At 37.5% G+C, this 25,200-nt stretch carries 23 protein-coding genes; 15 read left to right on the top strand and 8 right to left on the bottom strand.

Annotation, left to right across the window (positions count from 1 at the left end):
* Positions 1-36 precede the first annotated feature (36 nt).
* A complete protein-coding gene (locus ACE3RB_RS08145) occupies positions 37-1,032 on the bottom strand; it encodes a sterol desaturase family protein (protein ID WP_374463776.1) in 996 nt (331 codons plus the stop codon).
* Between the two features lie 202 nt (positions 1,033-1,234).
* Here ACE3RB_RS08145 and ACE3RB_RS08140 point away from each other — a divergent pair, with 202 nt between their 5' ends.
* From ACE3RB_RS08140 to ACE3RB_RS08085, 12 genes are all read left to right on the top strand, one after another.
* Positions 1,235-3,094, top strand: coding sequence for a glycoside hydrolase family 13 protein (locus ACE3RB_RS08140; protein ID WP_374463775.1), 1,860 nt, complete (start codon positions 1,235-1,237; stop codon positions 3,092-3,094).
* Between the two features lie 9 nt (positions 3,095-3,103).
* Positions 3,104-3,622 (top strand): nuclear transport factor 2 family protein, encoded by a 519-nt coding sequence (locus ACE3RB_RS08135; RefSeq protein WP_374463774.1) that lies wholly within the window; start codon positions 3,104-3,106, stop codon positions 3,620-3,622.
* Positions 3,622-5,040 carry an MFS transporter gene (locus ACE3RB_RS08130; protein ID WP_374463773.1) on the top strand — a complete coding sequence of 473 codons (1,419 nt, stop codon included), beginning with the start codon at positions 3,622-3,624 and terminating at the stop codon, positions 5,038-5,040. The genes ACE3RB_RS08135 and ACE3RB_RS08130 overlap by 1 nt, the downstream gene beginning before the upstream one ends.
* A gap of 126 nt (positions 5,041-5,166) precedes the next feature.
* The gene (locus ACE3RB_RS08125; RefSeq protein ID WP_374463772.1) at positions 5,167-5,583 is read left to right on the top strand and encodes a hypothetical protein; all 417 of its coding nucleotides are present in this window, start codon (positions 5,167-5,169) and stop codon (positions 5,581-5,583) included.
* Between the two features lie 422 nt (positions 5,584-6,005).
* Entirely contained in the window at positions 6,006-6,734 is a 729-nt protein-coding gene (locus ACE3RB_RS08120) for a pirin family protein (protein WP_374463771.1), read from the top strand.
* Between the two features lie 37 nt (positions 6,735-6,771).
* Positions 6,772-7,323, top strand: a complete 552-nt coding sequence (locus ACE3RB_RS08115; protein WP_374463770.1) for an NADPH-dependent FMN reductase — start codon at positions 6,772-6,774, stop codon at positions 7,321-7,323.
* A gap of 289 nt (positions 7,324-7,612) precedes the next feature.
* A complete protein-coding gene (purM, locus tag ACE3RB_RS08110; protein ID WP_374463769.1) occupies positions 7,613-8,605 on the top strand; it encodes a phosphoribosylformylglycinamidine cyclo-ligase in 993 nt (330 codons plus the stop codon).
* 75 nt (positions 8,606-8,680) lie between these two features.
* Positions 8,681-9,244, top strand: a complete 564-nt coding sequence (gene purN / locus ACE3RB_RS08105; RefSeq protein ID WP_374463768.1) for a phosphoribosylglycinamide formyltransferase — start codon at positions 8,681-8,683, stop codon at positions 9,242-9,244.
* Positions 9,245-9,421: 177 nt separating this feature from the next.
* Positions 9,422-10,939: a bifunctional phosphoribosylaminoimidazolecarboxamide formyltransferase/IMP cyclohydrolase gene (gene purH, locus ACE3RB_RS08100; protein ID WP_374463767.1), complete on the top strand. Its 1,518-nt coding sequence runs from the start codon at positions 9,422-9,424 to the stop codon at positions 10,937-10,939.
* Between the two features lie 89 nt (positions 10,940-11,028).
* Positions 11,029-12,267, top strand: coding sequence for a phosphoribosylamine--glycine ligase (gene purD / locus ACE3RB_RS08095; RefSeq protein ID WP_374463766.1), 1,239 nt, complete (start codon positions 11,029-11,031; stop codon positions 12,265-12,267).
* A 175-nt stretch (positions 12,268-12,442) separates the two neighbouring features.
* A complete protein-coding gene (gene guaA, locus ACE3RB_RS08090) occupies positions 12,443-13,990 on the top strand; it encodes a glutamine-hydrolyzing GMP synthase (protein ID WP_374463809.1) in 1,548 nt (515 codons plus the stop codon).
* A gap of 108 nt (positions 13,991-14,098) precedes the next feature.
* On the top strand, positions 14,099-15,601 hold the full coding sequence (locus ACE3RB_RS08085; RefSeq protein WP_374463765.1) for a GNAT family N-acetyltransferase: 1,503 nt from the start codon (positions 14,099-14,101) through the stop codon (positions 15,599-15,601).
* A 58-nt stretch (positions 15,602-15,659) separates the two neighbouring features.
* Here the strand turns inward: ACE3RB_RS08085 and ACE3RB_RS08080 are convergent, their stop codons facing one another.
* The gene (locus ACE3RB_RS08080) at positions 15,660-15,833 is read right to left on the bottom strand and encodes a hypothetical protein (protein ID WP_002980409.1); all 174 of its coding nucleotides are present in this window, start codon (positions 15,831-15,833) and stop codon (positions 15,660-15,662) included.
* A gap of 213 nt (positions 15,834-16,046) precedes the next feature.
* Here ACE3RB_RS08080 and ACE3RB_RS08075 point away from each other — a divergent pair, with 213 nt between their 5' ends.
* Positions 16,047-17,696, top strand: a complete 1,650-nt coding sequence (locus tag ACE3RB_RS08075; RefSeq protein WP_374463764.1) for an ABC1 kinase family protein — start codon at positions 16,047-16,049, stop codon at positions 17,694-17,696.
* Between the two features lie 236 nt (positions 17,697-17,932).
* The gene (locus tag ACE3RB_RS08070) at positions 17,933-19,285 is read left to right on the top strand and encodes a DEAD/DEAH box helicase (protein ID WP_374463763.1); all 1,353 of its coding nucleotides are present in this window, start codon (positions 17,933-17,935) and stop codon (positions 19,283-19,285) included.
* 43 nt (positions 19,286-19,328) lie between these two features.
* On the opposite strand, the gene ACE3RB_RS08065 is transcribed toward ACE3RB_RS08070, so the two are convergent.
* From ACE3RB_RS08065 to ACE3RB_RS08045, 5 genes are all read right to left on the bottom strand, one after another.
* Positions 19,329-19,664 carry a hypothetical protein gene (locus ACE3RB_RS08065; RefSeq protein WP_374463762.1) on the bottom strand — a complete coding sequence of 112 codons (336 nt, stop codon included), beginning with the start codon at positions 19,662-19,664 and terminating at the stop codon, positions 19,329-19,331.
* Positions 19,665-19,798: 134 nt separating this feature from the next.
* Positions 19,799-20,455, bottom strand: coding sequence for a GDSL-type esterase/lipase family protein (locus ACE3RB_RS08060; RefSeq protein ID WP_374463761.1), 657 nt, complete (start codon positions 20,453-20,455; stop codon positions 19,799-19,801).
* A gap of 65 nt (positions 20,456-20,520) precedes the next feature.
* Entirely contained in the window at positions 20,521-20,982 is a 462-nt protein-coding gene (locus ACE3RB_RS08055) for a lipocalin family protein (RefSeq protein WP_374463760.1), read from the bottom strand.
* A gap of 225 nt (positions 20,983-21,207) precedes the next feature.
* Positions 21,208-22,371: an iron-containing alcohol dehydrogenase gene (locus tag ACE3RB_RS08050; protein ID WP_374463759.1), complete on the bottom strand. Its 1,164-nt coding sequence runs from the start codon at positions 22,369-22,371 to the stop codon at positions 21,208-21,210.
* Positions 22,372-22,493: 122 nt separating this feature from the next.
* Positions 22,494-22,901 carry a winged helix-turn-helix transcriptional regulator gene (locus ACE3RB_RS08045; RefSeq protein ID WP_374463758.1) on the bottom strand — a complete coding sequence of 136 codons (408 nt, stop codon included), beginning with the start codon at positions 22,899-22,901 and terminating at the stop codon, positions 22,494-22,496.
* Between the two features lie 99 nt (positions 22,902-23,000).
* Between ACE3RB_RS08045 and lpdA the strand changes: the two genes are divergently transcribed.
* Positions 23,001-24,401 (top strand): dihydrolipoyl dehydrogenase, encoded by a 1,401-nt coding sequence (gene lpdA, locus ACE3RB_RS08040; RefSeq protein ID WP_374463757.1) that lies wholly within the window; start codon positions 23,001-23,003, stop codon positions 24,399-24,401.
* A 177-nt stretch (positions 24,402-24,578) separates the two neighbouring features.
* On the opposite strand, the gene ACE3RB_RS08035 is transcribed toward lpdA, so the two are convergent.
* A complete protein-coding gene (locus ACE3RB_RS08035) occupies positions 24,579-25,184 on the bottom strand; it encodes a hypothetical protein (protein WP_374463756.1) in 606 nt (201 codons plus the stop codon).
* Positions 25,185-25,200 lie beyond the last annotated feature (16 nt).

Below are 25,200 nucleotides of genomic sequence, written 5' to 3'. Positions count from 1 at the left end.
GTTCATTGATTTTTTAATGTTCCGGGGTATTTTTTGTTATTTATCCTCTGTCTGTTGAATGAGTTGGGGATATTGCTTCTCAGGTTCTGATACCTGTTCTTTTACCTGAACCGGAGTCTGAACTTTTTTCTTTTCTTTGTATTCCTTCTGATACTGTTTCACTGTTTTTCCTGTTCCGTCATGCCGCCATCCCGGTGAATAAAAAAGGTACTTGATACGATCTTTGAAAGAAATCCCCGGCTGTCTGAGATCTTTTCCTATTCTCCGCCATTCATAGAATAGGGTAGTTGCCGGATCTTTTGACTCCATTTTAGGATAGATACCGTATTTTATAGGAACTTCAGGATCTTCTTTTTCAAATGTTCCGAAGATTTTTTCCCAGATAATCAAGCCCATTCCCATATTACGGTCCAGGTATTTGATATTACACGCGTGATGTACTCTGTGATGAGACGGAGTAACAAGGATATATTCCAAAAATCCCATACTTTTAATGGATTGGGTATGAACAAAAGTACCATAAATCTGTATGGAAGAATAAGCTACCAGAATATGCCATGGATGGAAGCCCATAAATGCTAACGGAGAGAAAAACAGATATCTGTACAACGGTTGAAAAACAGGACTTCTGAATCCCGTACTGATATTGAAATAGTCAGAATTGTGGTGTGTAATATGTACCGCCCAGAAAACCCTGGAATGATGATCTACATAATGATGAACATAATACGCAAAGTCTTGAGCCAGGAAAACTGCAATCCAGTACCATATTCCTTCCTGCCAGTCGAAAAGACGATGCTGGTAAAAAAACATCATAACGAATAAGGAAAAACCTTTCATGATGATGTCCAATCCATAATTAAGCAAGGCGAACAGTACGTTTGTTGCGACATCTTTAGTTTCATAGATTTTCTCCTTATTAAAGTGGCTGTAAGCCATTTCTATGAAAATAATAGCAGCAAACACAGGAATGGTCCACGTGTAAACAACATCCGGTCCTTCCGTTTTGAACATATTACTGAAATCCAACATTTTTTCTATAAAACTAAAAATAAAAAGTAGTTAAAACCGATTTTAAATATGAATTTTTTGTAAAAAAGTTAATTATTCTTTGTAAAATTCAAAATGAAGATGTTTAATCTTGATATTTTATAAGATTGTAGACTAAAAAAGAAGGTTTCCTTCATATTTTTGAATGTGTATATAAAAATTTAATGCTAAATTGAACACTAATATGAAGACAATATATGCAGCATTCGCCCTTTCGATAGCTTCTTTAGCTTTTTCCCAGAAAAACCTGGAAAGAGTAGAGCCGGCTTTCTGGTGGAAAGGGATGAAAAATCCTGAACTTCAGATTCTTGTTTACGGGAAAGAAGTAGCCAATCACGAGATTATGCTTTCAGATGGAGTACAGATTAAAGATATCCGGAAAGTGGATAATCCCAATTATGTTTTTGTTACGGTTGATACCAATGAAATAAACGTCCCGAAGTTTATTATCAATATTAAAAAAGGTAAAAAGAATCTTGGATCATATACCTATGAATTAAAGCAAAGAAATCCCGGATCTGCCAACCGGGAGTCTTTTACTTCAAAAGACTTCATGTATCTGATCATGCCGGACCGCTTTGCCAATGGTGATGAAAAGAATGATTCAAAACCGGAACTTACTGAAAAGGCAAACCGAAGCCTACCCAATGGCAGACATGGAGGGGATCTTCGCGGAATTATCAACAACCTTGATTATATTCAGAATCTGGGTGCGACAGCGGTGTGGCTTACGCCTGTGAATGAGGATAACGAAAAAGTATATTCCTACCACGGCTATGCCCAAACCGATCTTTATAAAATTGATGGCCGGTACGGAACCAATGAAGACTATAAAACATTATCCCAGGAGCTTAACAAACGAAATATGAAACTTGTGATGGACTATGTGACCAATCACTGGGGCGGATCACACTGGATGATCAAAGATCTGCCTTCAAAAGACTGGATACACTGGTTTGATGAAGGAGAAAAAGGATTTAAACGGTCCAACTATAAAACAACCACACAGTTTGATACCAATGCCTCTGATATTGATAAAAAATATGCATTGGACGGATGGTTTGATACGACCATGCCTGATATTAATCAAAAAAATCCGCTGGTCCTGAAATACCTGATTCAAAATGCAATCTGGTGGATCGAATATGCTGAGCTTGGAGGATTCCGTGTAGATACTTATCCATATAACGACAAAGAAGCCATGGCAAAATGGGCTAAAGCAATTACGGATGAATATCCGAAATTCAATATCGTAGGGGAAACATGGCTGTATACAGCAGCGCAAATTGCAGCATGGCAGAAAAATTCGAAGATCGGGGCGATAGAAAATTACAATTCAAATTTACCATCAGTGATGGATTTTATGCTCTTTGAAAACATGCCTAAGGCTCTGAGTGAAAAAGAAAGCTGGGATAAAGGGATGATCAGGATTTATGATTCTTTTACCAGTGATTTCCTGTATCCTGATATCAATAATCTTCTGGTATTCTTTGAAAACCATGATACCGAAAGATGGAATGAAATCTTTAATGCCAATCCTGATGCCTATAAAATAGCGCTTACTCTGATCTCAACAGTAAGAGGAATTCCTCAGATTTATTACGGATCAGAAATAGGAATGAGAGGAGATAAAAAGACCGGCGGCGATGCTGATATCCGCAGGGATTTTCCAGGAGGATGGAAGTCTGATACACAAAACGCTTTCAATCTATCCTCTCAAACCCCGGAGCAGAAAGAATTTTTCCGGTTTACCCAAAAAATATTAAACTGGAGAAAAAGCAAAGATGTGATTCATAATGGGAAAACTAAAAATTTTGTTCCTCAGGATGGTGTTTTTGTGTATTTCAGATATAATGAAAAAGAAAGTGTAATGGTAATCATCAACAATAATGAAAAAGATCAGACGTTAGATCTGAAAAGATTCGCAGAGTCACTTAACGGATTTACAAAAGGAAAAGAAGTCATTTCAGGAAAAGAAATTTCATTACGAAACAGTATGAACATTCCGGCAAAAACTCCATTCATCATTGAACTAGAAAAATAATTAATACATATGAAAAAACTAACGACTGCTTATACACTAATCCTTTTTTTGTTAGGATTTTCTTTACTTACAGCACAGTCGAAGACCGGATTTGAGAAAGAAAAATCGGAAATAAGTACCATGCTTGATACCTTCAATGCAGCTGCGGCAAAGGCAGATTATAATGCCTATTTTAATCTATTTGCGGATGAATCTACCTTCATCGGGACAGATGCTACCGAAATCTGGGATAAAAAAGCATTTATGGTGTGGGCAAAACCTTATTTTGACAAAAAGAAAACCTGGAACTTTAAAGCCCTTAAAAGAAATATTTATTTCAGTAAAGATGGAAAACTAGCATGGTTTGACGAATTGCTGGATACCCAGATGAAGATCTTCAGAGGTTCCGGAGTGGTAGAGAATATCAACGGGAGCTGGAAGGTAAAACAATATGTTCTTTCTATGACGGTTCCTAATGAGGTTGTTGATAAAGTAGTTACTGAAAAAGCACCTATTGAAGATGCATTAATTCAAAAGCTGAAATCATAATGGCGGAAATGTTAGGAAAATATGGTGCAGGTCCATTTGGAAGAAGAAAAAAGCCGGATTTATCCATTCTTCAGATTATCAATATGAGCATGGGATTTCTGGGAATTCAGATGGCATTCGGATTACAGAATGGAAATGCAAGCCGCATTCTGGGTAATTTAGGAGCAGATGTTCATGAATTATCCTGGTTCTGGCTGGTGGCTCCCATTACAGGTCTGATCATTCAGCCTATCATCGGCCATATGGGTGATAATACATGGAGTCCGTTAGGAAGAAGAAAGCCTTATTTCCTGATTGGAGCCGTCTTGTGTGCGATAGGATTGGTTTTACTTCCGAATGCAGCTTCTGTTACTCAGATGTTTGCTGCCAATGCGCTTTTGTTAGCCGTAATATTCCTCGCCATGATGGATGCTTCAGTGAATATTGCCATGGAACCTTTTAGGGCTTTGGTGGGGGATATGCTCCCGAAACATCAGGGAACAATAGGATTCTCGGTGCAAACCATTCTGATAGGAATCGGAGCGGTATTAGGATCATATCTCCCGGATTGGTTAACAAAAATGGGGATTTCCAATGAAGCACCGGCAGGATTTGTTGCGGATAATGTGATTTATTCCTTTTATATCGGTGCAGCATTGCTTATTATATCTATTCTGTATACCATCATCACAACCAGAGAATATTCTCCACAGGAATTTGCTGATTTTGAAGATGGGAAAGAAGTAGAAAAACAGGAATCTAAGTTTTCAGATATTTTCAAAGACTTTGCAGCAATCCCGTCGCAGATGAAAAAGCTGGGAATTGTTCAGTTCTTTTCATGGTTTGCCTTATTTACAATGTGGGTATTCACAACCAGCGCGCTGGCCACCCATCACTTTGGGCTTTCGCCGGAGGATACCCATTCCAAAGCATTTAATGATGCAGGAGATCTCACCGGAAAACTTTTTGGAATGTACAATCTCTGGGCAATTCCGTTTGCCTTTTTATTGACACCCATTGCTAAACTGATCGGTAAAAAACAGACACACGCTTTAGCTTTATTGTGTGGAGGATTGGGACTGGTTTCAATGTATTTCATTAAAGATGTCAATAATTTATGGATCTCTATGATCGGATTAGGCTTTGCCTGGGCAAGTATTTTGGCTATGCCTTATGCCATGCTTATTGAGGTCATTCCACAAAGAAAAATGGGCGTTTATATGGGAATATTCAACTTATTTATTGTAATTCCGCAGATTATCAATGGTTTGTTCGGAGGTCCTGTCGTAAGCGGAATTTTTGGAAAGCAGGCCATGGATTATGTGGTAGTAGGAGGTGTTTGTATGCTCATTGGGGCCATAGTGACTATGATCTTTATTAAATCTGAAGATGAAACGCCTAAGGAAATTGAAGAAGAAATCAAGCAGGTGCATTTTTAAGAATTAAATAATTTTAAATATCAATAGGAGCTGGCTTTAGCCCGCTTTCTCTTTTAAGTATTCATCAATTGGCTTTAGCCAAAATTTATTATTTTTGTTAATGAGGGAAAATTAAAATTATTTATTATGACTGAAGAAGAGTTACTTGAATACGATAAACATGTAGATTTCTATTATACAAATATCATCAACTCATTGATTCTTTATACCTATAATGTAGATCAGTTGGATGAAATGGCACCCATTTTAATAGATCCATTAGCGGAATTGTACGAAGAACTTGATTATGCATTCATTCCTGTTTTATTTGAAACTGTTTTTAGAAATAAACGGATTAATGAGCCATTCAAAGAGGATTTACTACAATTTAAAAATAATGTAGAGGATATTCCTGTAGAAATATGGGATTGGGATTTCTTAGACCAGCATGAAACATGGAAAAATATAAGACTTGAAGCCGAATTACTTTTAAATAAACTCAATATAGAAACAAGAATTTATAATACAGACTATACTACAATTCTTTTAAAAAATAAGAAGTAATAAATAATTCAATAGGAGCTGGCTTTAGCCCGCTTTTCCTTTAAGCACTCATCAATTGGCTTTAGCCAAAACTTAATATTTATCCTTCATATATTTATTTGTTTTTGACCTTCAGAATATAATGATCTCCCGCAGATTTTCACAGATAACACAGATGTTTTGCGCTTATTCATACAATTGGTATAATCCATCATTTTTAGAAGAAAAAAATACGGCATAAAATTTTATCGCAGATAAATCCTTGCGCTTTAAAACATTGTAAAAGATAAAAAATCGCGTCTTTGCGTATTTTTCCTGGCTTCCGCAACACTTTTCCTGTTTTGCATTTTTGCTGTTTTACCTTGCCAGATTTCCTTTCTTAACCTACATCAACTATTTAAACATCTGCATGCCGTACATTTGTATCATAAATAATCACAGAAATGAAAACAGTATATCATAAAGCAGATTCAAGAGGCCATGCCAACCATGGATGGTTAAATTCTTATCATACATTCAGTTTTGCCAACTATCAAAACAGAGACAGAACGCATTTTGGAGTTTTAAGAGTATTAAATGATGACACCGTTTCTCAGGGTATGGGCTTCGGGACACGCCCGCACAAGGACATGGAAATTATTTCAATTCCTTTGGAAGGAGATCTGGAACATAAAGATTCCATGGGAACTACTGCGGTGATCAGAAAAGGAGAAATCCAGGTAATGAGCGCCGGAACCGGTGTTATGCACAGCGAGTACAATAAAAATAAAGATGAGGAAGTAAAATTCCTTCAGATATGGGTTTTCCCGAAAGAGCTTAATGTTGAACCAAGATACGACCAGAAAAGCATTAAAGAAGGAGAAAAAATCAACGGATTCCAACAGATTTTATCTCCCAATAAAAATGATGACGGAGTCTGGATACATCAGGATGCATGGTTTAATCTGGCCAACTTTAAAAAAGGAAACGGTAAAAATTATATGCTCAACAAAAAAGGAAACGGAGTGTATGCATTTGTTCTGAAAGGAAGTGCGAAAATAGGAGACCGTGTTCTGAACGAAAGAGACGGATTGGGAATCTGGGACACTCAGAGCTTTAATATAGAAGCTGTGGAAGACACTGAAGTATTATTAATGGAAGTACCGATGGAACTGCCCTCTTATCTTAAATAAAAAACTAAATTTGTAATCTTAAAAATAAACCTCACATATGAAAATTTTAGCAATAGCAGGAAGTAACTCAGAAGTTTCAATGAACAAACAGTTGGTAGCTTATGCATCAACATTATTCGAAAATGCAGAAGTAGAAGTGATCGATTTAAATCCTTTCGAAATGCCTATCTACAAACATGAAAGAGAACTTGCTAATGGGGTTCCTCAGGAAGCTCATGATTTCGCAGCAAAAATTGACGGAGCTGACGTATTACTGGTTTCTTTGGGAGAGCACAACGGAACGTATTCTACAGCATTCAAAAATGTGTTCGACTGGGTATCCAGAATCAAAGACAGAACAGTTTGGAATGAAGTGCCAATGCTATTGATGTCTACATCTCCGGGAGGCAGAGGTGGAGCAGGAGTTTTGGAAGCTGCATCAAAGCGTTTTCCTTTCCACGGAGGAAATGTGGTGGATACTTTTTCACTTCCTTTCTTCAATGATAACTTTGATAAAGAAACTCAGAAAATTTCTAATGAAGAGAAAATCAATGAATTAAAAGAGAAAATTAAAAAGATTTCGGCTATTGAAACGATCCTTGAAAAATAGAATTTGAATATTCATTTAAAATTACTATTTTTGCAAAAAGAAAAGAGATGAAAATTCAGACCTCCTATAAACAATGTTTTTCTCATAAAGGGAAAGTTGTGGACTCTGAAATTCTGAGATAAAATAACGGCCGATAATCTGAAAAGATTGTCGGCTTTTTTGTTTTCTAAAATTGAGTATAAAAGTAAATATGTAATATACCAATTTATCAATGTACCAGTCTAACAATTCAGCGTATTGCTACATTAATTAGATTATTACATTGTTAGATTATTATAAATTATTAGACATGAGCAACACTTACAAATCAGCAGGAGTAGACAAAGAAGAAGGATACAAAACGGTTGACAAGATCAAAAAAGCGGTCGGTGAAACCCACAATTCCAATGTACTGAACCACTTGGGAAGTTTTGGTGCTTTCTATGAAATCGGCGGATACAAAAATCCGGTTCTTGTATCAGGAACAGATGGAGTAGGAACCAAGCTGAAAGTAGCTTTAGATACCAAAAAATATGATTCTATCGGCGTAGATTGTTTCGCAATGTGTGCCAACGATATTCTTTGTCATGGTGCTAAACCATTATTCTTCTTAGATTATCTGGCTTGCGGAAAGCTTGATTCAGAAATTGCTGCAGAAATTGTTCTGGGAATGGTGGAAGCTTGTAAGGATAATAACTGTGCACTGATTGGTGGAGAAACGGCTGAAATGCCGGGAATGTACCAGCCTGGAGATTATGATGTTGCAGGATTCTGTGTAGGGATCGTAGAAAAAGATCAGATTATTGATGGTTCTACCATTAAGGCAGGTAATAAAATCATTGCATTACCAAGCTCAGGATTCCACTCAAACGGATTCTCTTTAGTAAGAAAAGTATTCCCGAACTTTGAAGAAGAGTTTGAAGGAAAACCATTATATGAAACCCTTTTAGTTCCTACAAGACTGTATTATAAAGATATTCATAAAGTATTGGAAGAAGTGAAAGTAAGCGGAATTGCTCACATTACAGGAGGTGGTCTTTACGAAAACGTTCCAAGAATTATTCCTGAAGGTCTTTGTGCATCTATTGACGGATCCAAAATCAGAATTCCTAGTGTAATGCTTGAACTTGAAAAAAGAGGTGGAGTAACACGTGAGGAAATGTACGGAACATTCAATATGGGAGTAGGAATGATCGTTGTAGTAGATGCTGAACATGCAGAAAAAGTGTTACATCTTTTAGATGATGCTTACGAAATCGGAGAAATCACTGAAGGAGCAGAGAAAATCAATTTATCACTATAATAATATAACAATGTACGGTGTACCAATTAAAATCATTGTTATATTGCTGGACTGCTACATTGTTACATTCAAAATATGAAGAACATCGTTGTACTCGTATCCGGTTCAGGAACCAATCTGCAGAGGATCATTGATACTATTGACTCAGGAGAAATCCGGAATGCAAAAGTAACTCTGGTGGTAGCTGACAGAGAATGTTTCGGATTGGAAAGAGCAAAGAATCACAATATAGAAAACATACTCATTCCGAGAGGAAAGAACTTCAGCAGCGAATTGGCCAAAGTAATCCCTGAAAATACAGACCTTATTGTATTGGCAGGGTTCTTATCCATTTTAAAATCTGAATTCTGTGAAAACTGGAATGGTAAAATAATCAATATTCACCCTGCTTTGCTTCCGAAATTCGGAGGAAAAGGAATGTGGGGAATGAACGTTCACAATGCAGTCATTGAAGCCAAAGAAGTAGAGAGTGGGGCGACTGTACATTTTGTAACGCCGGGCATTGATGAAGGAGAAGCTATTCTTCAGAAATCTTTTGAAGTGACAGCAGATGATACTCCTGAAACACTGGCTCAGAAAGTTCACCAGATTGAATATGAAATTTTCCCGATAGCAATTAATAAGGTTCTGGGAAACTAATAAATATAACAATGTACCAGTGTAGCAATTTACCAATGTTGAAGGTATCGTTACATTGCCAGACTGATACATTGCTGCATTATCAGAAAATCTAAGTAAAAAATAAAAGTAAGTCCGGAGGTGAAAGACCCGGGCACAGTTTGAAATAGCTGTAAAAAGTAAAAAATTGAAAGTAAAATGAGTAAAAAGAGAGTTTTAATCAGTGTTTCTGACAAAAGTGGATTAATAGAATTCGCGCAGTTTTTGGAAGCTCAGAATTATGAGTTGATCTCCACAGGAGGAACGTTCAAACATTTGAAAGACGCTGGTTTAAATCCTATTCAGATTGATGAGGTAACCAATTTCCCTGAAATGTTGGATGGTAGAGTGAAAACTTTACACCCGAAAGTTCACGGTGGACTGTTAGCCGTTCGTAACAACGAAGAGCACATGAAAACCGTTCAGGAGCACGGAATTGGTCTGATTGACATGGTAATCGTAAACCTTTACCCCTTCTTCGAGAATGTAAACAAAGACATTTCTTTACATGAGAAAGTAGAGTTTATCGACATCGGTGGTCCGTCAATGCTTCGTTCCGCCGCTAAAAACTTTGATTCCGTAACAGTAATTACTGATGTTGAGGATTATGCAGCAGTGAAAATTGAAATGGAGCAAAACGGAGATACTTACATTGAAACCCGTAAAAAACTTGCAGGAAAGGTATTTAATCTTACTTCTGCTTATGATGCAGCCATTTCAAGAATGCTTTTAGACGAAGAATATCCTGCTTATCTGAATGCTTCTTACAAAAAAGTTGCTGACTTAAGATATGGGGAAAACCCTCACCAGACAGCAGCTTACTATGTTTCTACTTTCGAGAACGGGGCTATGAAAGACTTCGAGCAGCTTGGAGGTAAAGAACTTTCTTTCAATAACCTTCGTGATATGGACCTTTGCTGGAAAGTAGTAAACGAGTTCAAAGAAGAAATGGCTTGCTGTGCTGTAAAACACTCTACACCTTGTGGTGTGGCGATCGGGACTTCAGCATTGGAGACCTATCAGAAAACATTCGAATGTGATCCGGTTTCCATCTTTGGCGGAATTGTTGCAATGAACTATAAAATTGATGCAGCAACAGCTGAAGAGCTGAACAAAACATTCCTTGAGATTGTGATGGCTCCTGAATTCGATGAAGAAGCTCTTGAAATTTTAAGAAAAAAGAAAAACCTGAGAATCATCAGAATCGTAAACCCTGTTTCTGACAAGCAGACATGGGTGAAGGTAGACGGTGGTATTCTGGTACAGGATAATGACACCCACTTCTCTGACGATATTAAAGTAGTTACTGAAGTACAGCCTACAGAAGAACAGAAAAAAGCATTACTTTTCTCACAGAGAGTAGTAAAATATGTGAAGTCAAATGCAATCGTAGTTTCCAACGGAATTCAGGCATTCGGTATAGGTGGCGGACAGGTAAACAGAATCTGGGCAACGCAGCAGGCTATCGAAAGAGCTAAAGAAAAATTCTCCGGAGATCTTGTACTGGCTTCAGATGCATTTTTCCCTTTCCGTGATGTGGTAGATTTCTGCGCTCAGGAAGGTATCAAGGCGATTCTTCAGCCAGGTGGAAGCGTAAAAGATCAGGATAGTATAGAGGCTGCCAATGAGCACAAAATCCCGATGATGTTTACAGGTGTCAGACACTTTTTCCACTAATTAAAATAGAATTAAAAAATAATCAGGGATTGTATTTTTAGCATTCAAAATTATATATTTGTAAATTAAGACTAGATAATAAATAAAGTATGAGAATATTAATCATAGGTGAAGGCGGTAGAGAATCTGCTTTAGCGGCAAAGCTTCAGAATGACCCGAGAATTTCTAAAATGTTTTTTGCCAACGGGAATGCTACTACCGATGTAATAGGGAAAAATGTTCATTTATCAGAAATCAAAGAACTTAGAGATTTCGCTATTAAAGAAAAGATTGATCTTACGATTGTAGGTCCTGAGGCACCGCTTGTAGCGGGTATCAAGGACGAGTTTAAAAAGCACGATCTTAAAGTTTTCGGTCCTACCCAGAAAGTGGCAAGCCTTGAAGGAAGTAAAGCTTTCTCTAAGAAATTTATGCAGACCTATGATATCAAAACAGCTAAAGCTGTAGTATTTGATTCATATAACGAAGCGATAGAATATGTAAAGACACAGCAGTATCCTTTAGTAGTTAAAGCAAGTGGTTTAGCTGGCGGGAAAGGTGTTGTTATTTGTGATACCCTTGAAGAAGCTGAAGCTACGATTCATGATTTTATGATCAGAAGAATCTATGGAGATGCAGGTATCCGTTTAGTTATTGAAGAATATTTACAAGGTTTTGAAGCGTCTATTATTGCTTTCTCTAATGGTGAAAAACTATTCCCGTGTGTTGCAGCAAAAGACTATAAAAAAGCAGGAAACGGAGATACAGGACCTAATACAGGAGGTATGGGGTCAGTAGCACCAAGCCCGGAATTTACTCAGGAACACTATGCAGATTTTGAAAAAAATATTTTAGAGCCTACTGTGAAAGGGCTGAAAGCTGAAGGTTTCGGATTTAAAGGGATCATCTTCTTCGGATTGATGGTAACTAAAAACGGAGCTTACCTTCTTGAGTACAACATGAGATTCGGAGATCCTGAAACACAGGTATTGATGGCTCTTTTGGAAAACAATCTTTTGGATGTGATTCAGGACTGTATGGATGGTAAAGATATCGAGCTTAAATTCAAAGACGAAAAAGCTGTTTGTCTGGTAATGTGCTCAGGAGGATATCCTAGAAACATCGAAACAGGCTTCGAAATTACAGGAGAAGATAAGTTGAAACATAGTAAACTATTATATGCAGGTGCCATCAGCAAAGGTGATAAAGTGGTTTCCAATGGTGGTAGAGTACTGAACATTGTGGCTACAGGAACTACCTATGAAGATGCCCGCAAAAAAGTATACGAAGACGCAGCTCACGTACATTTCGATTACGGCTTCTACAGAGAAGACATCGGAAAGTTTTAATAAAAATCACGAAAAAAGATTTGGAGTCATTCCAAGTCTTTTTTTGTAAAGCAGTTAATAATTAGAAGTTAGAAGCTAGAGGTTAAACGTGAGTTGGGTAAAGGTTAATTTGGAGTGCTCTCCAAGCCATCAGCCATCAGCGAGCCGCCATAAGCTCTATCATTTATCAATCATCATTTATCAATTATCAAAAATGAACAACGGTATTATTATTTTAGATTTCGGATCCCAGTACAACCAGCTTATCGGAAGAAGAATCCGTGAGATGGGGGTATACTCTGAGATCTTGCCTTACAATACACCATTACAAGATATTTTAGCAAAACAGCCAAAAGGAATCATCCTTTCCGGTGGACCAAGCTCTGTGAATGCAGAAAATGCCCAGCTGGTTGAAAAAGAATTATACGAGCAGGGAGTTCCCGTACTGGGAATCTGCTACGGAATGCAGATGACTGCCCACCTTTTGGGAGGTAAAGTAAACAAAGGAGAAAAAGGAGAATACGGGAAAGCAAACCTTGATATCGTTAAAGAAAGTTCTCTATTAAAAGGAGTAACTCAGAATTCTGTAGTTTGGATGAGTCACTTTGACGAAGTAGGAGAATTGCCTGCAGGTTTTGAATTAAATGCAAAATCAGGTGTTATTGCTTCTATCTCCAATGAAGACAAAAAAATCTTCTGCGTTCAGTTCCACCCGGAGGTTTCTCACACAGAAGAAGGAGCAAAGATGCTTGAAAATTTCGTTTTCGGAATCTGTAACGCAGAGAAAAACTGGAAACTTACCAACTATATTGAAAAAACAGTTGAGGAAATCCGTGAGAAAGTAGGAGACAACAAAGTAATCCTTGGTCTTTCGGGAGGAGTAGACTCTTCTGTAGCGGCTGTTTTGATCCACAAAGCGATCGGTGATCAGTTGACTTGTATTTTCGTAGATACGGGATTATTGAGAAAAGATGAGGGCAAGAAAGTAATGGATCAGTATGGAGAGCATTTCCACATGAACATTAAAATGGTGGATGCCAAAGAAAGATTCCTTTCAAAACTAGCTGGAGTAGATGATCCTGAAGCCAAAAGAAAGATTATCGGAAACGAATTTATTCACGTATTTGATGAAGAATCTCACAAAATTGAAGGTGCTAAATTCTTAGCTCAAGGAACCATTTATCCTGACGTTATTGAAAGCCAGTCTGTAAACGGACCGTCTGCAGTGATCAAGTCTCACCATAATGTAGGGGGACTTCCAGAAGATATGGAATTCGAATTACTGGAGCCGTTAAGAGAGCTTTTCAAAGATGAAGTAAGAAAAGTAGGTGAAGAACTGGGAATTCCTCATCACCTTGTATACAGACACCCTTTCCCTGGTCCCGGATTAGGAATCAGAGTGTTGGGAGCTGTAGATGCTGAGAAAGTAAGAATCCTTCAGGAGGCAGATGATATCTTCATCGAGGAATTATACAAAAATGACCTTTACGAAAAAGTATCTCAGGCATTTGTAGTACTTCTACCTGTAAAATCTGTAGGAGTAATGGGTGACGAAAGAACTTATGAATACACAGCTGTAGTTCGTTCTGCTAATACAATCGACTTTATGACGGCAACATGGAGCAGACTTCCTTACGAGTTCCTGGATACCGTTTCCAGCAGAATTATCAACGAAGTAAGAGGAATCAACAGAGTTGCCTACGATATTTCAAGCAAACCACCTGCAACTATTGAGTGGGAATAATATTTGCCTTGAATTTACAATATAAATCCTGCCCTTTTTGGGTGGGATTTTTTTGTTTATGTTGGAAAGTTTGCTTCTTTTCCCTAAATTTAAGTAAAATTACATCAAATGCAAATAGAAACAAGAAACCTGACTCTTCAGGACTATGATGAACTGGCGGAAACGATGAAAAGGGCCTACCCGCAAATGTCGGAATCTATCTGGTCCAAAAAAAGTATTGATAAACTGACGAAAATATTCCCTAACGGACAAATCTGTATCACGGTAGACGGTAAACTGGCTGCTGTAGCACTTTCCATTATTGTTAATTATGAAGAATTCGGGGATGATCATACCTATAGCGATATTACGGGGAATTATACCTTCAATACCCATTCTTCAACAGGAAATGTGCTATATGGAATTGAAGTTTTCGTAGACCCTGAATTCCGTGAGCTGCGGTTGGGAAGAAGGCTTTATGACGCACGAAAAGAACTTTGCGAACAGTTAAACTTAAAATCCATTATCCTTGGCGGAAGAATTCCGAGCTATCACAAATACAGCCATGAACTTTCTCCCAGGGAATATATACGGAAAGTGAGAGACAAGGAAATCTATGATCCGGTACTGTCTTTCCAGCTTTCCAATAATTTTTTGCCGATCAGGGTGCTGAAAAAATACCTTCCGGAAGATGAAGCCTCCAAAGAAAATGCAGTGCTTTTACAATGGAACAATATCTATTACAGCAAAAGACCGAATACCATGCAGGACAGCATTATCCGCCTTGGATTGGTACAGTGGCAGATGAGGCATTTCAAGGATATAGATGCCTTTTATGAGCAGGTAGAATTCTTCGTGAATGTGATGGGGGATTACAAATCAGATTTTGTGTTGTTCCCGGAACTGTTCAACACTCCTTTGCTGGCCCCTTTCAACAATCTTTCGGAAAGAGACAGTATGATAGAGCTGGCGAAACTTACAGAGCAGATCAAGAATAAAATTTCTGAGCTGGCAATCAGCTACAATGTGAATATTATTTCCGGAAGTATGCCTGTCTTTGAAAACAATGAACTGTATAATGTAAGCTACCTTCTTCACCGCGACGGACGTATGGATGAATACAGAAAAATCCATATTACCCCGAATGAAAAGAGATATTATGGGATGAAAGGCGGAAATGAAATCAAAGTTTTCGATACGGACTGCGGTAAAATAGGGCTTGTGATCTGCTATGACGTAGAATTCCCGGAATTACCAAGAATTTTAGCCGATCAGGGGATGAAGATCCTGTTTGTTCCTTATCTGACAGATACTCAGAATGCCTATATGAGAGTACGCCACTGTGCCGCTGCACGAGCCATAGAAAATGAATGTTATGTTGCCATTGCCGGATGTGTAGGAAACCTTCCTAAGGTAAACAATATGGATATCCAGTTTGGCCAGGCTGCTGTATTTACTCCTTCCGATTTTGCCTTCCCATCCAATGCCGTAAAAGGAGAAGCCACACCCAATACAGAAATGACTTTAATTGTAGATGTAGATTTAAATTTATTGAAAGATCTTCACCACAACGGTTCTGTGCAGGTAATGAAAGACCGCCGTAAAGATCTGTATGAGACTTATCTTAAATAACAAAACAGAATGCAATTGCATTCTGTTTTTATTTTTTACCTAAAATTTTTAAAATATATTAAACGTACTGAGGACAAACTACCGCAGGACAAATCAGTCTTGGGCATCTTGGTCTTCCATCAGTAGGACAGCATTCGTTAGAGCAATTTGGAATAATGATACCGCTAAGACCGCTTCCTGCGATTCCTTTTAATTGCTCTCTTGAAAGTTTGTTGTTACGTAAATTTTTCATGTTTTAATACTTTTAGTTTGTTAATTTGTACATTGTAAATATATTAATTTTTATAATATATGATATTTTTTTATTGATATTGGTGTATTTTATTCTTTAAAATACTGATTATGTGTTATTATTTTTTTAATTTTTATTCTGCAATGTGTTATAATAATTCTTTTTCATAAAGGAACAGTTTTTGGAGTACATTGCACCTACTATTAATACACTATGTTTGACAAGCCGCAAAGAAAACTGAAAAGATCCGCGAGACTGATTTCCGTATTAAGTAAATATGGATTTAAAGACCTTCTGGCGAGAATGAACGGAGGAAATAAGCAGGAGGAAGCTTCGGGCAGTTCGGATGAAATCATTTCAAAAGGAACCGTTTATGAAAGAATAAGACTGGCTCTTGAAGAGCTGGGGCCTACCTTTGTGAAGCTCGGTCAGACATTCAGTAACAGGGAAGATCTGTTACCGCCGGAACTGATTCAGGAGCTGCAGAAACTCCAGGATAAAGTGGAAACAGTAGATATGAATGTGGAAGAAGCGCTGGAAAGTGAGTTCAATATTTCTGTCAAGGATTATTTCCGAGAAATTCAGAAGGAACCTTTGGCTACAGCTTCCATTGCACAGGTTTATAAAGGGATTTTGCTAGATGGCAGTCCGGTGATATTGAAATTGAGAAAGCCCAATGTGCAGTCTGTTATTGAAGATGATCTGCTCTTGATCAAAGACATTGAAAAGCTGATATCAGCCTATTCGGAAATCGGAGAAAAGCTGAATCTGAAGCAGGCCATTTCCACGTTTGAAAAATCTTTATTGGAGGAAGTTTCCCTCATCAATGAAAAAAACAATATCCAGCAGTTCAGGCTTAATTTTAAAAATAATAAAGAAACCTATGTTCCTAAAGTTTACGAAGAATTTTCCAATAACAATATTCTTTGTATGGAATTCATTGATGGGATAAAAGTTACCGATAAATCAATTCTTCTGGCAAATGATATTGATCCTGTAAAAGTTTCTGAAGCAGGCTTAAGGTTGTTTGTATCACAGATTTTGGACTACGGATTCTTTCACGCCGATCCCCATGCCGGAAATATTTTGGTAAAAAAGGATGGTAAAATTGTTTTTATTGATTTCGGAGCAGTAGGAAAAATTCAACCTAACGATAAAGAAATTCTTGAAAATCTTATTGTCAGTTTTGTGGCCAAAAATTCCCATAAAATAGTCCGTTCACTCAAGAAAATGGCTATAAGCTATGAAATACCTGACGAAAGGCGGTTTGAAAATGATGTGGAAGATATTCTGAATTTTGTTCACAGTTCGTCATTACAGGATATCAATGTTCAGGTAATCATCAACAAGATGAAAGATATTCTGAAAGACAACAGGCTCTATATGCCGGATTATTTTTATCTTTTATTTAAAGGAATCAGCCTGATAGAGGGGGTTGGTAGAAGTATTAATCCTGATCTCGATATTGTTAAAAGTCTTCATCCCTACACCAAAAAGATTTTCACGAAGAAAATCAGTCCGAAGAACCTTTTAAAAACAGGAATGGACCGGATGATGAATTTCACTGATAACGTAGATGAAATCCCGAAAGAACTCCGTTCTGTTCTTCAAAAACTGGATGAAAATAAATTTACCGTTTCCAGCGAGATTAAAAATATTGAGAAAACCAACCAACTGATCAAATCCAGTGTGGTGAATCTGATTCTGGCGATGGTCCTGGGTGCCAATATCATTGCAACGGCAATTTTTTTTTCTTCGGAATCCGGCCCGAGAATAGGAGAGCTGTCTCTGGTAGCGGTTTTGGGCTTTATCTTTTCAATCTTCTTAGTTATAATTTTACTGCTGAGAGTAACCAGAAAATAAGCGTATTTTAAAAACTAATTATCCACCCAAAATTCGCATCTATTAAGATAATGGTATTAATATTATCAATGAAAGTGTTAAGGTGAATTGAATAAAATAGCTGGATGTTGGAAGAGGAAGAAATGACTTTGAATAATTAAATCATAAATTCAAAAATTTAAACAGGTCAGCTGATAATCTTCCGGCTTCAAGCCTCCTGCTTCCATACTAAAAAATTAAATACCTATCTTTGCAAAATGGAAAAACTCACTTTTGCAGATTTTGACCTGCCGGTTAAAATTCTTGATGTTTTAGCGGATCTGGAATTATTTGAACCTACCCCAATTCAGGAGAAGAGCTTGAAACCCATTCTTTCAGGAAGAGATGTAATGGGAATTGCACAGACCGGAACCGGAAAAACATTAGCCTATCTTTTACCCGTTCTGAAAACATGGAAATACAGCAAAACAGGAAATCCAACTGTTTTGGTGCTGGTTCCTACAAGAGAACTGGTAGTGCAGGTAACTGAAATTCTTGAGAAACTGACAGAAAATATTACGGCAAGAGTAATCGGAGTTTATGGTGGAAAGAATATCAATACCCAAAAATTACTGTTCAATGACGGTTGTGATATTCTGGTAGGGACACCTGGTAGAGTGATGGATCTTTCCATAGACAATGCTATTTCCCTGAAAGAAGTCCAGAAGCTGATCATTGATGAGTTTGATGAAATGCTTAACTTAGGCTTCAGACCACAGCTGACCCACATTTTTGAAATGATGAAAGAGAAGAGACAGAATATCCTTTTCTCTGCAACCATGACAGAAGCGGTAGATGAAATGCTGGATGTCTATTTTGCCAATCCGGTAGAGATTTCATTGGCCAAATCAGGAACGCCGCTTGAAAAAATTGAACAGATCGGGTACAAGGTTGAAAACTTTAATACCAAAATCAATTTGCTTGAACATTTGTTGAAGAATGATGCAGATATGTCCAAGATATTGATTTTTAACAACAATAAGAAGCATGCCGATTTGCTTTTTACTAAAATTGATGAGCTTTTCCCTGAGCAGTTTGACGTGATCCACTCGAACAAATCGCAGAACTACAGATTAAAAGCGATGAAAAGGTTCGAAAACGAAGAGATCAGAGGTCTGATTACCACCGATGTAATGGCAAGAGGTCTTGATATTTCAAATATTACACACGTAATCAATTTCGAAACACCTGATATTCCTGAGCAGTATATCCACAGGATCGGTAGAACCGGTAGAGCAGATAAAGAAGGAAAAGCTTTGGTTTTTGTTACTAAAAAAGAAGAACCTTTGATTCTTGATATTGAGCTGTTAATGGATAAAGAGTTAAAATTTAATGAATTCCCGGAAGGCGTTAAGATCAATCCTAACAAAATAGCTTCTGAAAAAGATGAAGTCGTGATGAAAAATCCTGCACAGGTAAAACTGAATGAAGGAGGAGGAGCATTCCACGAGAAGAAAGCTAAAAACACTAAAGAAAACTGGGGGGGACCTTCAAAAAGAAAGGCGCCTAAGAAGTTTGGAGCGAACAGAGCTCAGCAGAAAGCAAAATCTAAATCAAAAAGAAAGAAATAAAATAAAAAACGATTCCCATATCAGGAATCGTTTTTTTATGATTTTAATTATCTTCATCATCTTCATCCAAAAAGTCCAGTTCGTCGTCTCTTTGAACATAATCAGGTGATATACCGGGAGGATTGAATAGTCCCCACTCATCAACAATATAATGCTTTGGATTAAATCCGGCAACCCAGTCAATAAATAAAAGACGAAAGTCTTCTATCTGGTTGCGGATAATCTTATAATATTTGGCATCAGAAAATCCTAAAAATTCAAGCTGATGACCACTCACCATAATCTCACGTGCTGCTTTTCGGATTATTGCTGCATTTTCCATTTTAATATCATACAGCTTCACGGCTTCAGCACCTGAAATTTTAGCCTGAATTACCATGATATCTTCTAATAAATTAGATTTCAGATGTTGGAGATAATCATTATCGTCAGGAAGAGATCTGTAATAATCCGCAATGTTTTGTAGATCTCTTCAGCCTTTTTATAAATAGGTAAATTCCGGTGTTCTTTCATTTATTTCAGATATGGTGTAATCACCTTCGTCCAGATTTTATATCCTTCAGGCTTAAAGTGAAGCATATCCTCCACAAAAATATCTTTTCTTACATTTCCGTTAGCATCTTCCATGGCTTTTGTAATGTCAATGAATTCAGCATTAGGTTGCTTTTTCATGAAGGCAGCGATCTTTTTATTGGCAACTTTCATCTGCGGCCAGATCACTTCTCTGCTTGGCGAATACTTGATTGAGATATAATCTACTTCAATATCAGGAAATCTTTCACGTATTTTTTTGTAAAAAGTTTTATATCGGTCTACAACCACTTTTGCTTTCAGCTGATGATTGTCTGCAAAATCGTTTTCCCCGCAGTAAACAACAATCTGCTTAGGCTGATAAGGTGCTAAAAGATCATCAGCAAAATAATTGAGGTCAGTAAGTCTTGAACCACCAAATCCCCTGTTGATAATTGTTTTGCCGGGAAAATAATCTGCTACGTCAGTCCATTTGGTAAAAGAGGAGCTTCCGATGAAAAGAATGGCATCTTTGGGTGGAGGGTTTTGCTGGTCCTGTTTTTTAAACTCCTGGATGTCCTGCCAGTACATCGGTTTTTTCTCCTGAGAAAAAGCAATAGCAAAATACAGCAATAGAAATGCTGATAGAATCTTCTTCATTATATTCAGTTTTAAATTAAGATATAAAAATAATAAAAAACTCCCGATTAGCGGGAGTTTATAATTTATCTTTTGTAGGTAACGTAAGGGACATCCGGTATTTTATCTCCATCCATATCAAAGATACCTGACTGCTGGGCAAGTTTAAGATCTTTGGCTGTCAGAATATCAACTCTGTAGTTTACTGATTCTTCATCACCAAGTTTAATTCCAATAATTTTTGAATCAGCATCGTAGGTGAATCTTCCTTCAGTTTTTGGCGATGGGGTACAGTTTGCACCTTCTCCCGTATACGCTGTATAGCTTACATAATAATCTGTTCTGAAGAAAAGAGTATTTTTAGCTGCACATCCTGTTAAAGTTTCAGTATAAAGCACTGTTTTATTATCTTTTCCGGAAATTACTTCCCTTTTAACTTCCTTCCAGTCTCCCTTCATGATTTCCATATCATAAGCTTCGAGATTGTCATCTTTACAAGAAGTAAGCGCCAGGGCAGAAAAGGCAAATAAAAGTAGCTGTTTTTTCATTTTCACAAATTTAAGAATATGCTAAAATATAAATAAATTTGAAATATTTGTAATGAAATAACGATTTTTTAAACAAATGTTTGTAAATTAAATAATTTTATAGAGGTTGCAATGCAGGATGCGGGTTTCGGGTTGTCTATTTTCAGTTTATAAATTAAACACTTTCATGCGAACCTCGAACTCAAATCCGCACATCGCACCCCGAAACCCGTACCCCGGATCCTTTTAATAGCTCATCTCTACAATCTTATAAGCGTCCTGTGGAGTCAGTTTTTTATACTCACCAAGCCCCAGCCAGTTTCTGTCTGTAAAAGCTTTTTCAACCTTTTCGGCTGTTCCTTTAAAGTCTTCTGTGTATTCAGAAAGTCTGGTTTTGATATGAAGGCTGTGGAAGAATTCTTCCAGTTTTTTGATACCCAGTTCTGCTTTTTCTTCTACAGTTCCGTCTTTGATTCCCCAAACTCTTTCTGCATACTGAGCCAGCTTTCCTTTTTTATCCTCAAAATTGTAACGGTAGTGAGACGGAGCAATAATGGCCAGTGTTCTGGCATGATCAATACCAAAATAAGCCGTCAGTTCGTGACCCATTGCATGTACTGCCCAGTCGGTAATCACTCCTTTCTGGATCAGTCCGTTCAAAGCCATTGTACAGCACCACATAAAGTTTCCGGCAGCATCGTAGTTGAAGTCATCAGCCAATACTTTAGGAGCCGTTTCCTGAAGACTGATCAGGATGCTTTCTGCAATTCTTTCCTGAAGGTCAGCCGAAGATGGAGCCGTCATATATTGTTCCAGAACGTGGGTATAGGCATCTGTAATTCCGTTGACAATCTGATTTTTTGGAATCGATCTGATCACTTCCGGGTCCAGTACAGAAAACTGCGGGAAAAGTCCGGGCCCTCCTGAAGACAGTTTCTCATTGGTTTCTCTTCTTGAAATCACATATCCGGAATTCATCTCAGAACCGGTTGCCGGAAGAGTCAGGATACTTCCGAAAGGCATTCCTTCGCCTTCAAAAGTCCGTACAGATTTTCTCAGGATATCCCATGGTTCACCATCATAATTGGCTGCTGCAGAAAGGAATTTCGTTCCGTCAATCACAGAGCCTCCGCCTACTGCAAGAAGGTAAGTGATGTTTTTTTCTTTAATAAAGCTTAAGGCATTCATCAGTACTTCATACTCAGGATTGGCAGGCACCCCGCCGAATTCATACACTTCATGGCCTTTCAAAGCTTCTTTTACCTGGTCGTATACACCATTGTTTTTGATGCTTCCACCACCGTAAATCATTAATATTCTTGCATCATTAGGAATTTCTTTGGAAATTTTCGCGATTTCGCCTTTTCCGAAAAGTATTTTTGTTGGGTTTTTAAACTCGAAATTAAGCATTGTTCTAAATTTATTTTAAGTCAAATGTACGGAATGAAAAAGGAAAAGTGAGTTAATGAAATTTTAAAATTGCTATCACTCAATTTTATGAAAGCTATTATTTTTTGCTTTTGAAGATTATTTTAAACTTCTGATGAAAGATAAGCTTTTGCTCTTTTTATAAAACCCTCCTTATCCTTTTTAATATCTTCCAGAAGCTTTTTACGGTCATCAGGAACAGTTAAATATTGGTCTCCCCAGAGATTAATTTCTACAATTACGGGAATAAGATCTATTCCTTTCTGAGTCAGAAAATAAAGAATTTTCAACTTACTTTCCGGATGATTTTTTTTATCAATAATGTCATTATCCAATAAGTTCTGAAGTTTCGAGGCCAGAATATTGGTTGCTATTTTTTCTTCTGCCTTAAGAAAATCTCCGTAGGTGCATTCTTTTTTCAGCATAAGGTCCCTTATGATAAGCAGTGACCATTTGTCTCCCCACATTTCCAGAGAACAGCTGATGGGACAGTCGGATCTTTTTTTACTCATTTTGTTAATTTTAAAATAATACTTGCAAAATGAAAGTGTTTGTTTTAATTTTGCTTTTATTTTGCAAGTAAATTTAATCATAAAAATGTAATAAATCAAATGGATCACTATGACATTGCCGTAATCGGCTCAGGACCCGGAGGATATGTAGCTGCTATAAGAAGTGCCCAGCTGGGGTATAAAACAGTAATTGTAGAAAAGTATGATACATTGGGAGGAACATGTACCAATGTAGGATGTATTCCTACCAAAGCATTACTGGACAGCACCCATCATTATGCAGAAGCACACCATACATTCAATGAACATGGCATCAGGCTGGGTACAATAGAACTTGATTTCTCCCAGATGTACAGGAGGAAGGCAGATGTAGTTTCAAAAAATACTGGAGGCCTCGACTTTTTAATGAATAAAAATAAAATTACGCGGTTAAAAGGCACGGCAAGTTTTATCAATAATTCCACGATAAAAGTTGCAAACGATTCTGAAATTAAAGAAATTACGGCACAATATTATATCGTTGCGACGGGTTCAAAACCAGCAAGCATTCCCGGAGTTGAAATTGACAAACAAAGAATCATTACCTCTACGGAAGCTTTATCCCTACAGGAAAAACCGGAATCTATGGTGATTATCGGAGGAGGGGTAATAGGAGTGGAAATGGCTTCTATTTTCAACCGTATCGGGACAAAAATTACCATTCTGGAATATGCAGATCACCTGATTGCAGCAATGGATCATGAGCTTGGAAAGAGCCTGCAGAAAATCCTGAAAAAAGAAGGAGTTGATATCCGTCTCAATCAGGCGGTTTATAAAACTGAAAATGCAGGTTCTGCCGCTAAAGTGTTTTTTAAAGATCAGAACGGAACAGAAGGAGCGCTGGAAGCAGATTATGTATTGGTAGCTGTGGGAAGAAGTCCGTATGTAAAAGGTCTGGGTCTTGAAAATACAGATGTACAGCTTGATGAGAAAGGTTTTATCAGAGTAAATGAAAATAATCAGACTTCCGCATCCAATATCTATGCAATCGGAGACGTTATTGGTGGGGCAATGCTGGCTCATAAAGCTGAAGAAGAAGGTGTTTTTGTCGCTGAAACCATAAACGGACAAAACCGCCACATTCATTACAACCGCATTCCTTCAGTGGTCTATACGTGGCCTGAAGTAGCTTCGGTAGGATATACTGAAGAATACCTGAAAAAAAACAATATAGCTTACAATGTCGGAAAATTCCCGTTTTCTGCCAGCGCAAGGGCCCGCGCTTCAATGGATATGGAAGGCTTTGCTAAAGTTTTGGTAGATCCGAAATACGGAGAAGTGCTGGGAGTTCACATCATTGGTGCCCGGGCTGCTGACCTCATTGCACAAGGTGTTATTGCCCAGGAATATGAAGTAACCGCAGAAGACATGTTCCGTATTTCCTATGCCCATCCAACCTATTCTGAAACGTTGAAGGAAGCTTATCTGATAGCCTCCGGACAGGGAGCTGTTAATATATAAAAATTAAACCATTAAGGTTAAGGAAGATAAGAAGATAGTTAAGATCCATCTCTGATGGAAAAATAAAGCACATCGTTAAAAAATAGCTTTCGCTATTACCCTTAATTACTCTTAACAGCTTAAAATCTTAATGGTTTAAAATAAGATTTCAATTTTAGTATTTTTCAGAAGGATTATTTACAAAGTAGAACAGTTTTCATCTTTTGCATAAACTCCATTGCTCTTTGCCTCCAGTTTTCCGGTTTTTCTGTTGATTTTAACTAAAAAAGATTCTTTTACAGCCGGACAGCCTTTAGACTGCATCAGGTACATGGAAATATGACGGTCTTCAATTTTATAGGCTCCGGTAAAACGATTGCTCGTATCAACCGAATAACCATAGGTTTTTGCCAGTAAAATAGCTTCAGGAAGATTATCCACAGTTCCGATAAAGTCTCTTAACTGCTGTTCACTGGAAAAATAAACCGATTTTTCATTCTTACATGCAAGAATGTATGAGAAACAGTTATTACCAATACATTTCTGGAAAAAACCTCTTTCAGGAACAGGCTCATTAATCGTCATGAAGTCGGGAGCCTGGCTTTCATAGATCACAGCTTTTTCATAATCCATATCATTGCTGAGGACACGCCAGTAAGCATACTCTTTATCCGGTACAATAAACGGGTAGAGATAGTCTGTCGTATCAAGAATGTCGGGAATTTTTTTATAATCATCTGTAACCTTGATCTGGCTGTAAAGCAGATTGGAGAAGATCAGGGAAAATGTGATGATGGCTTTCATAAAGAATGTGTTTCCG

This window comes from Chryseobacterium sp., from assembly GCF_041914225.1.
GTDB lineage: Bacteria > Bacteroidota > Bacteroidia > Flavobacteriales > Weeksellaceae > Chryseobacterium.
The sequence above is the reverse complement of the archived record's forward strand: the minus strand, read 5'-3'. Positions and strand labels throughout refer to the sequence as shown.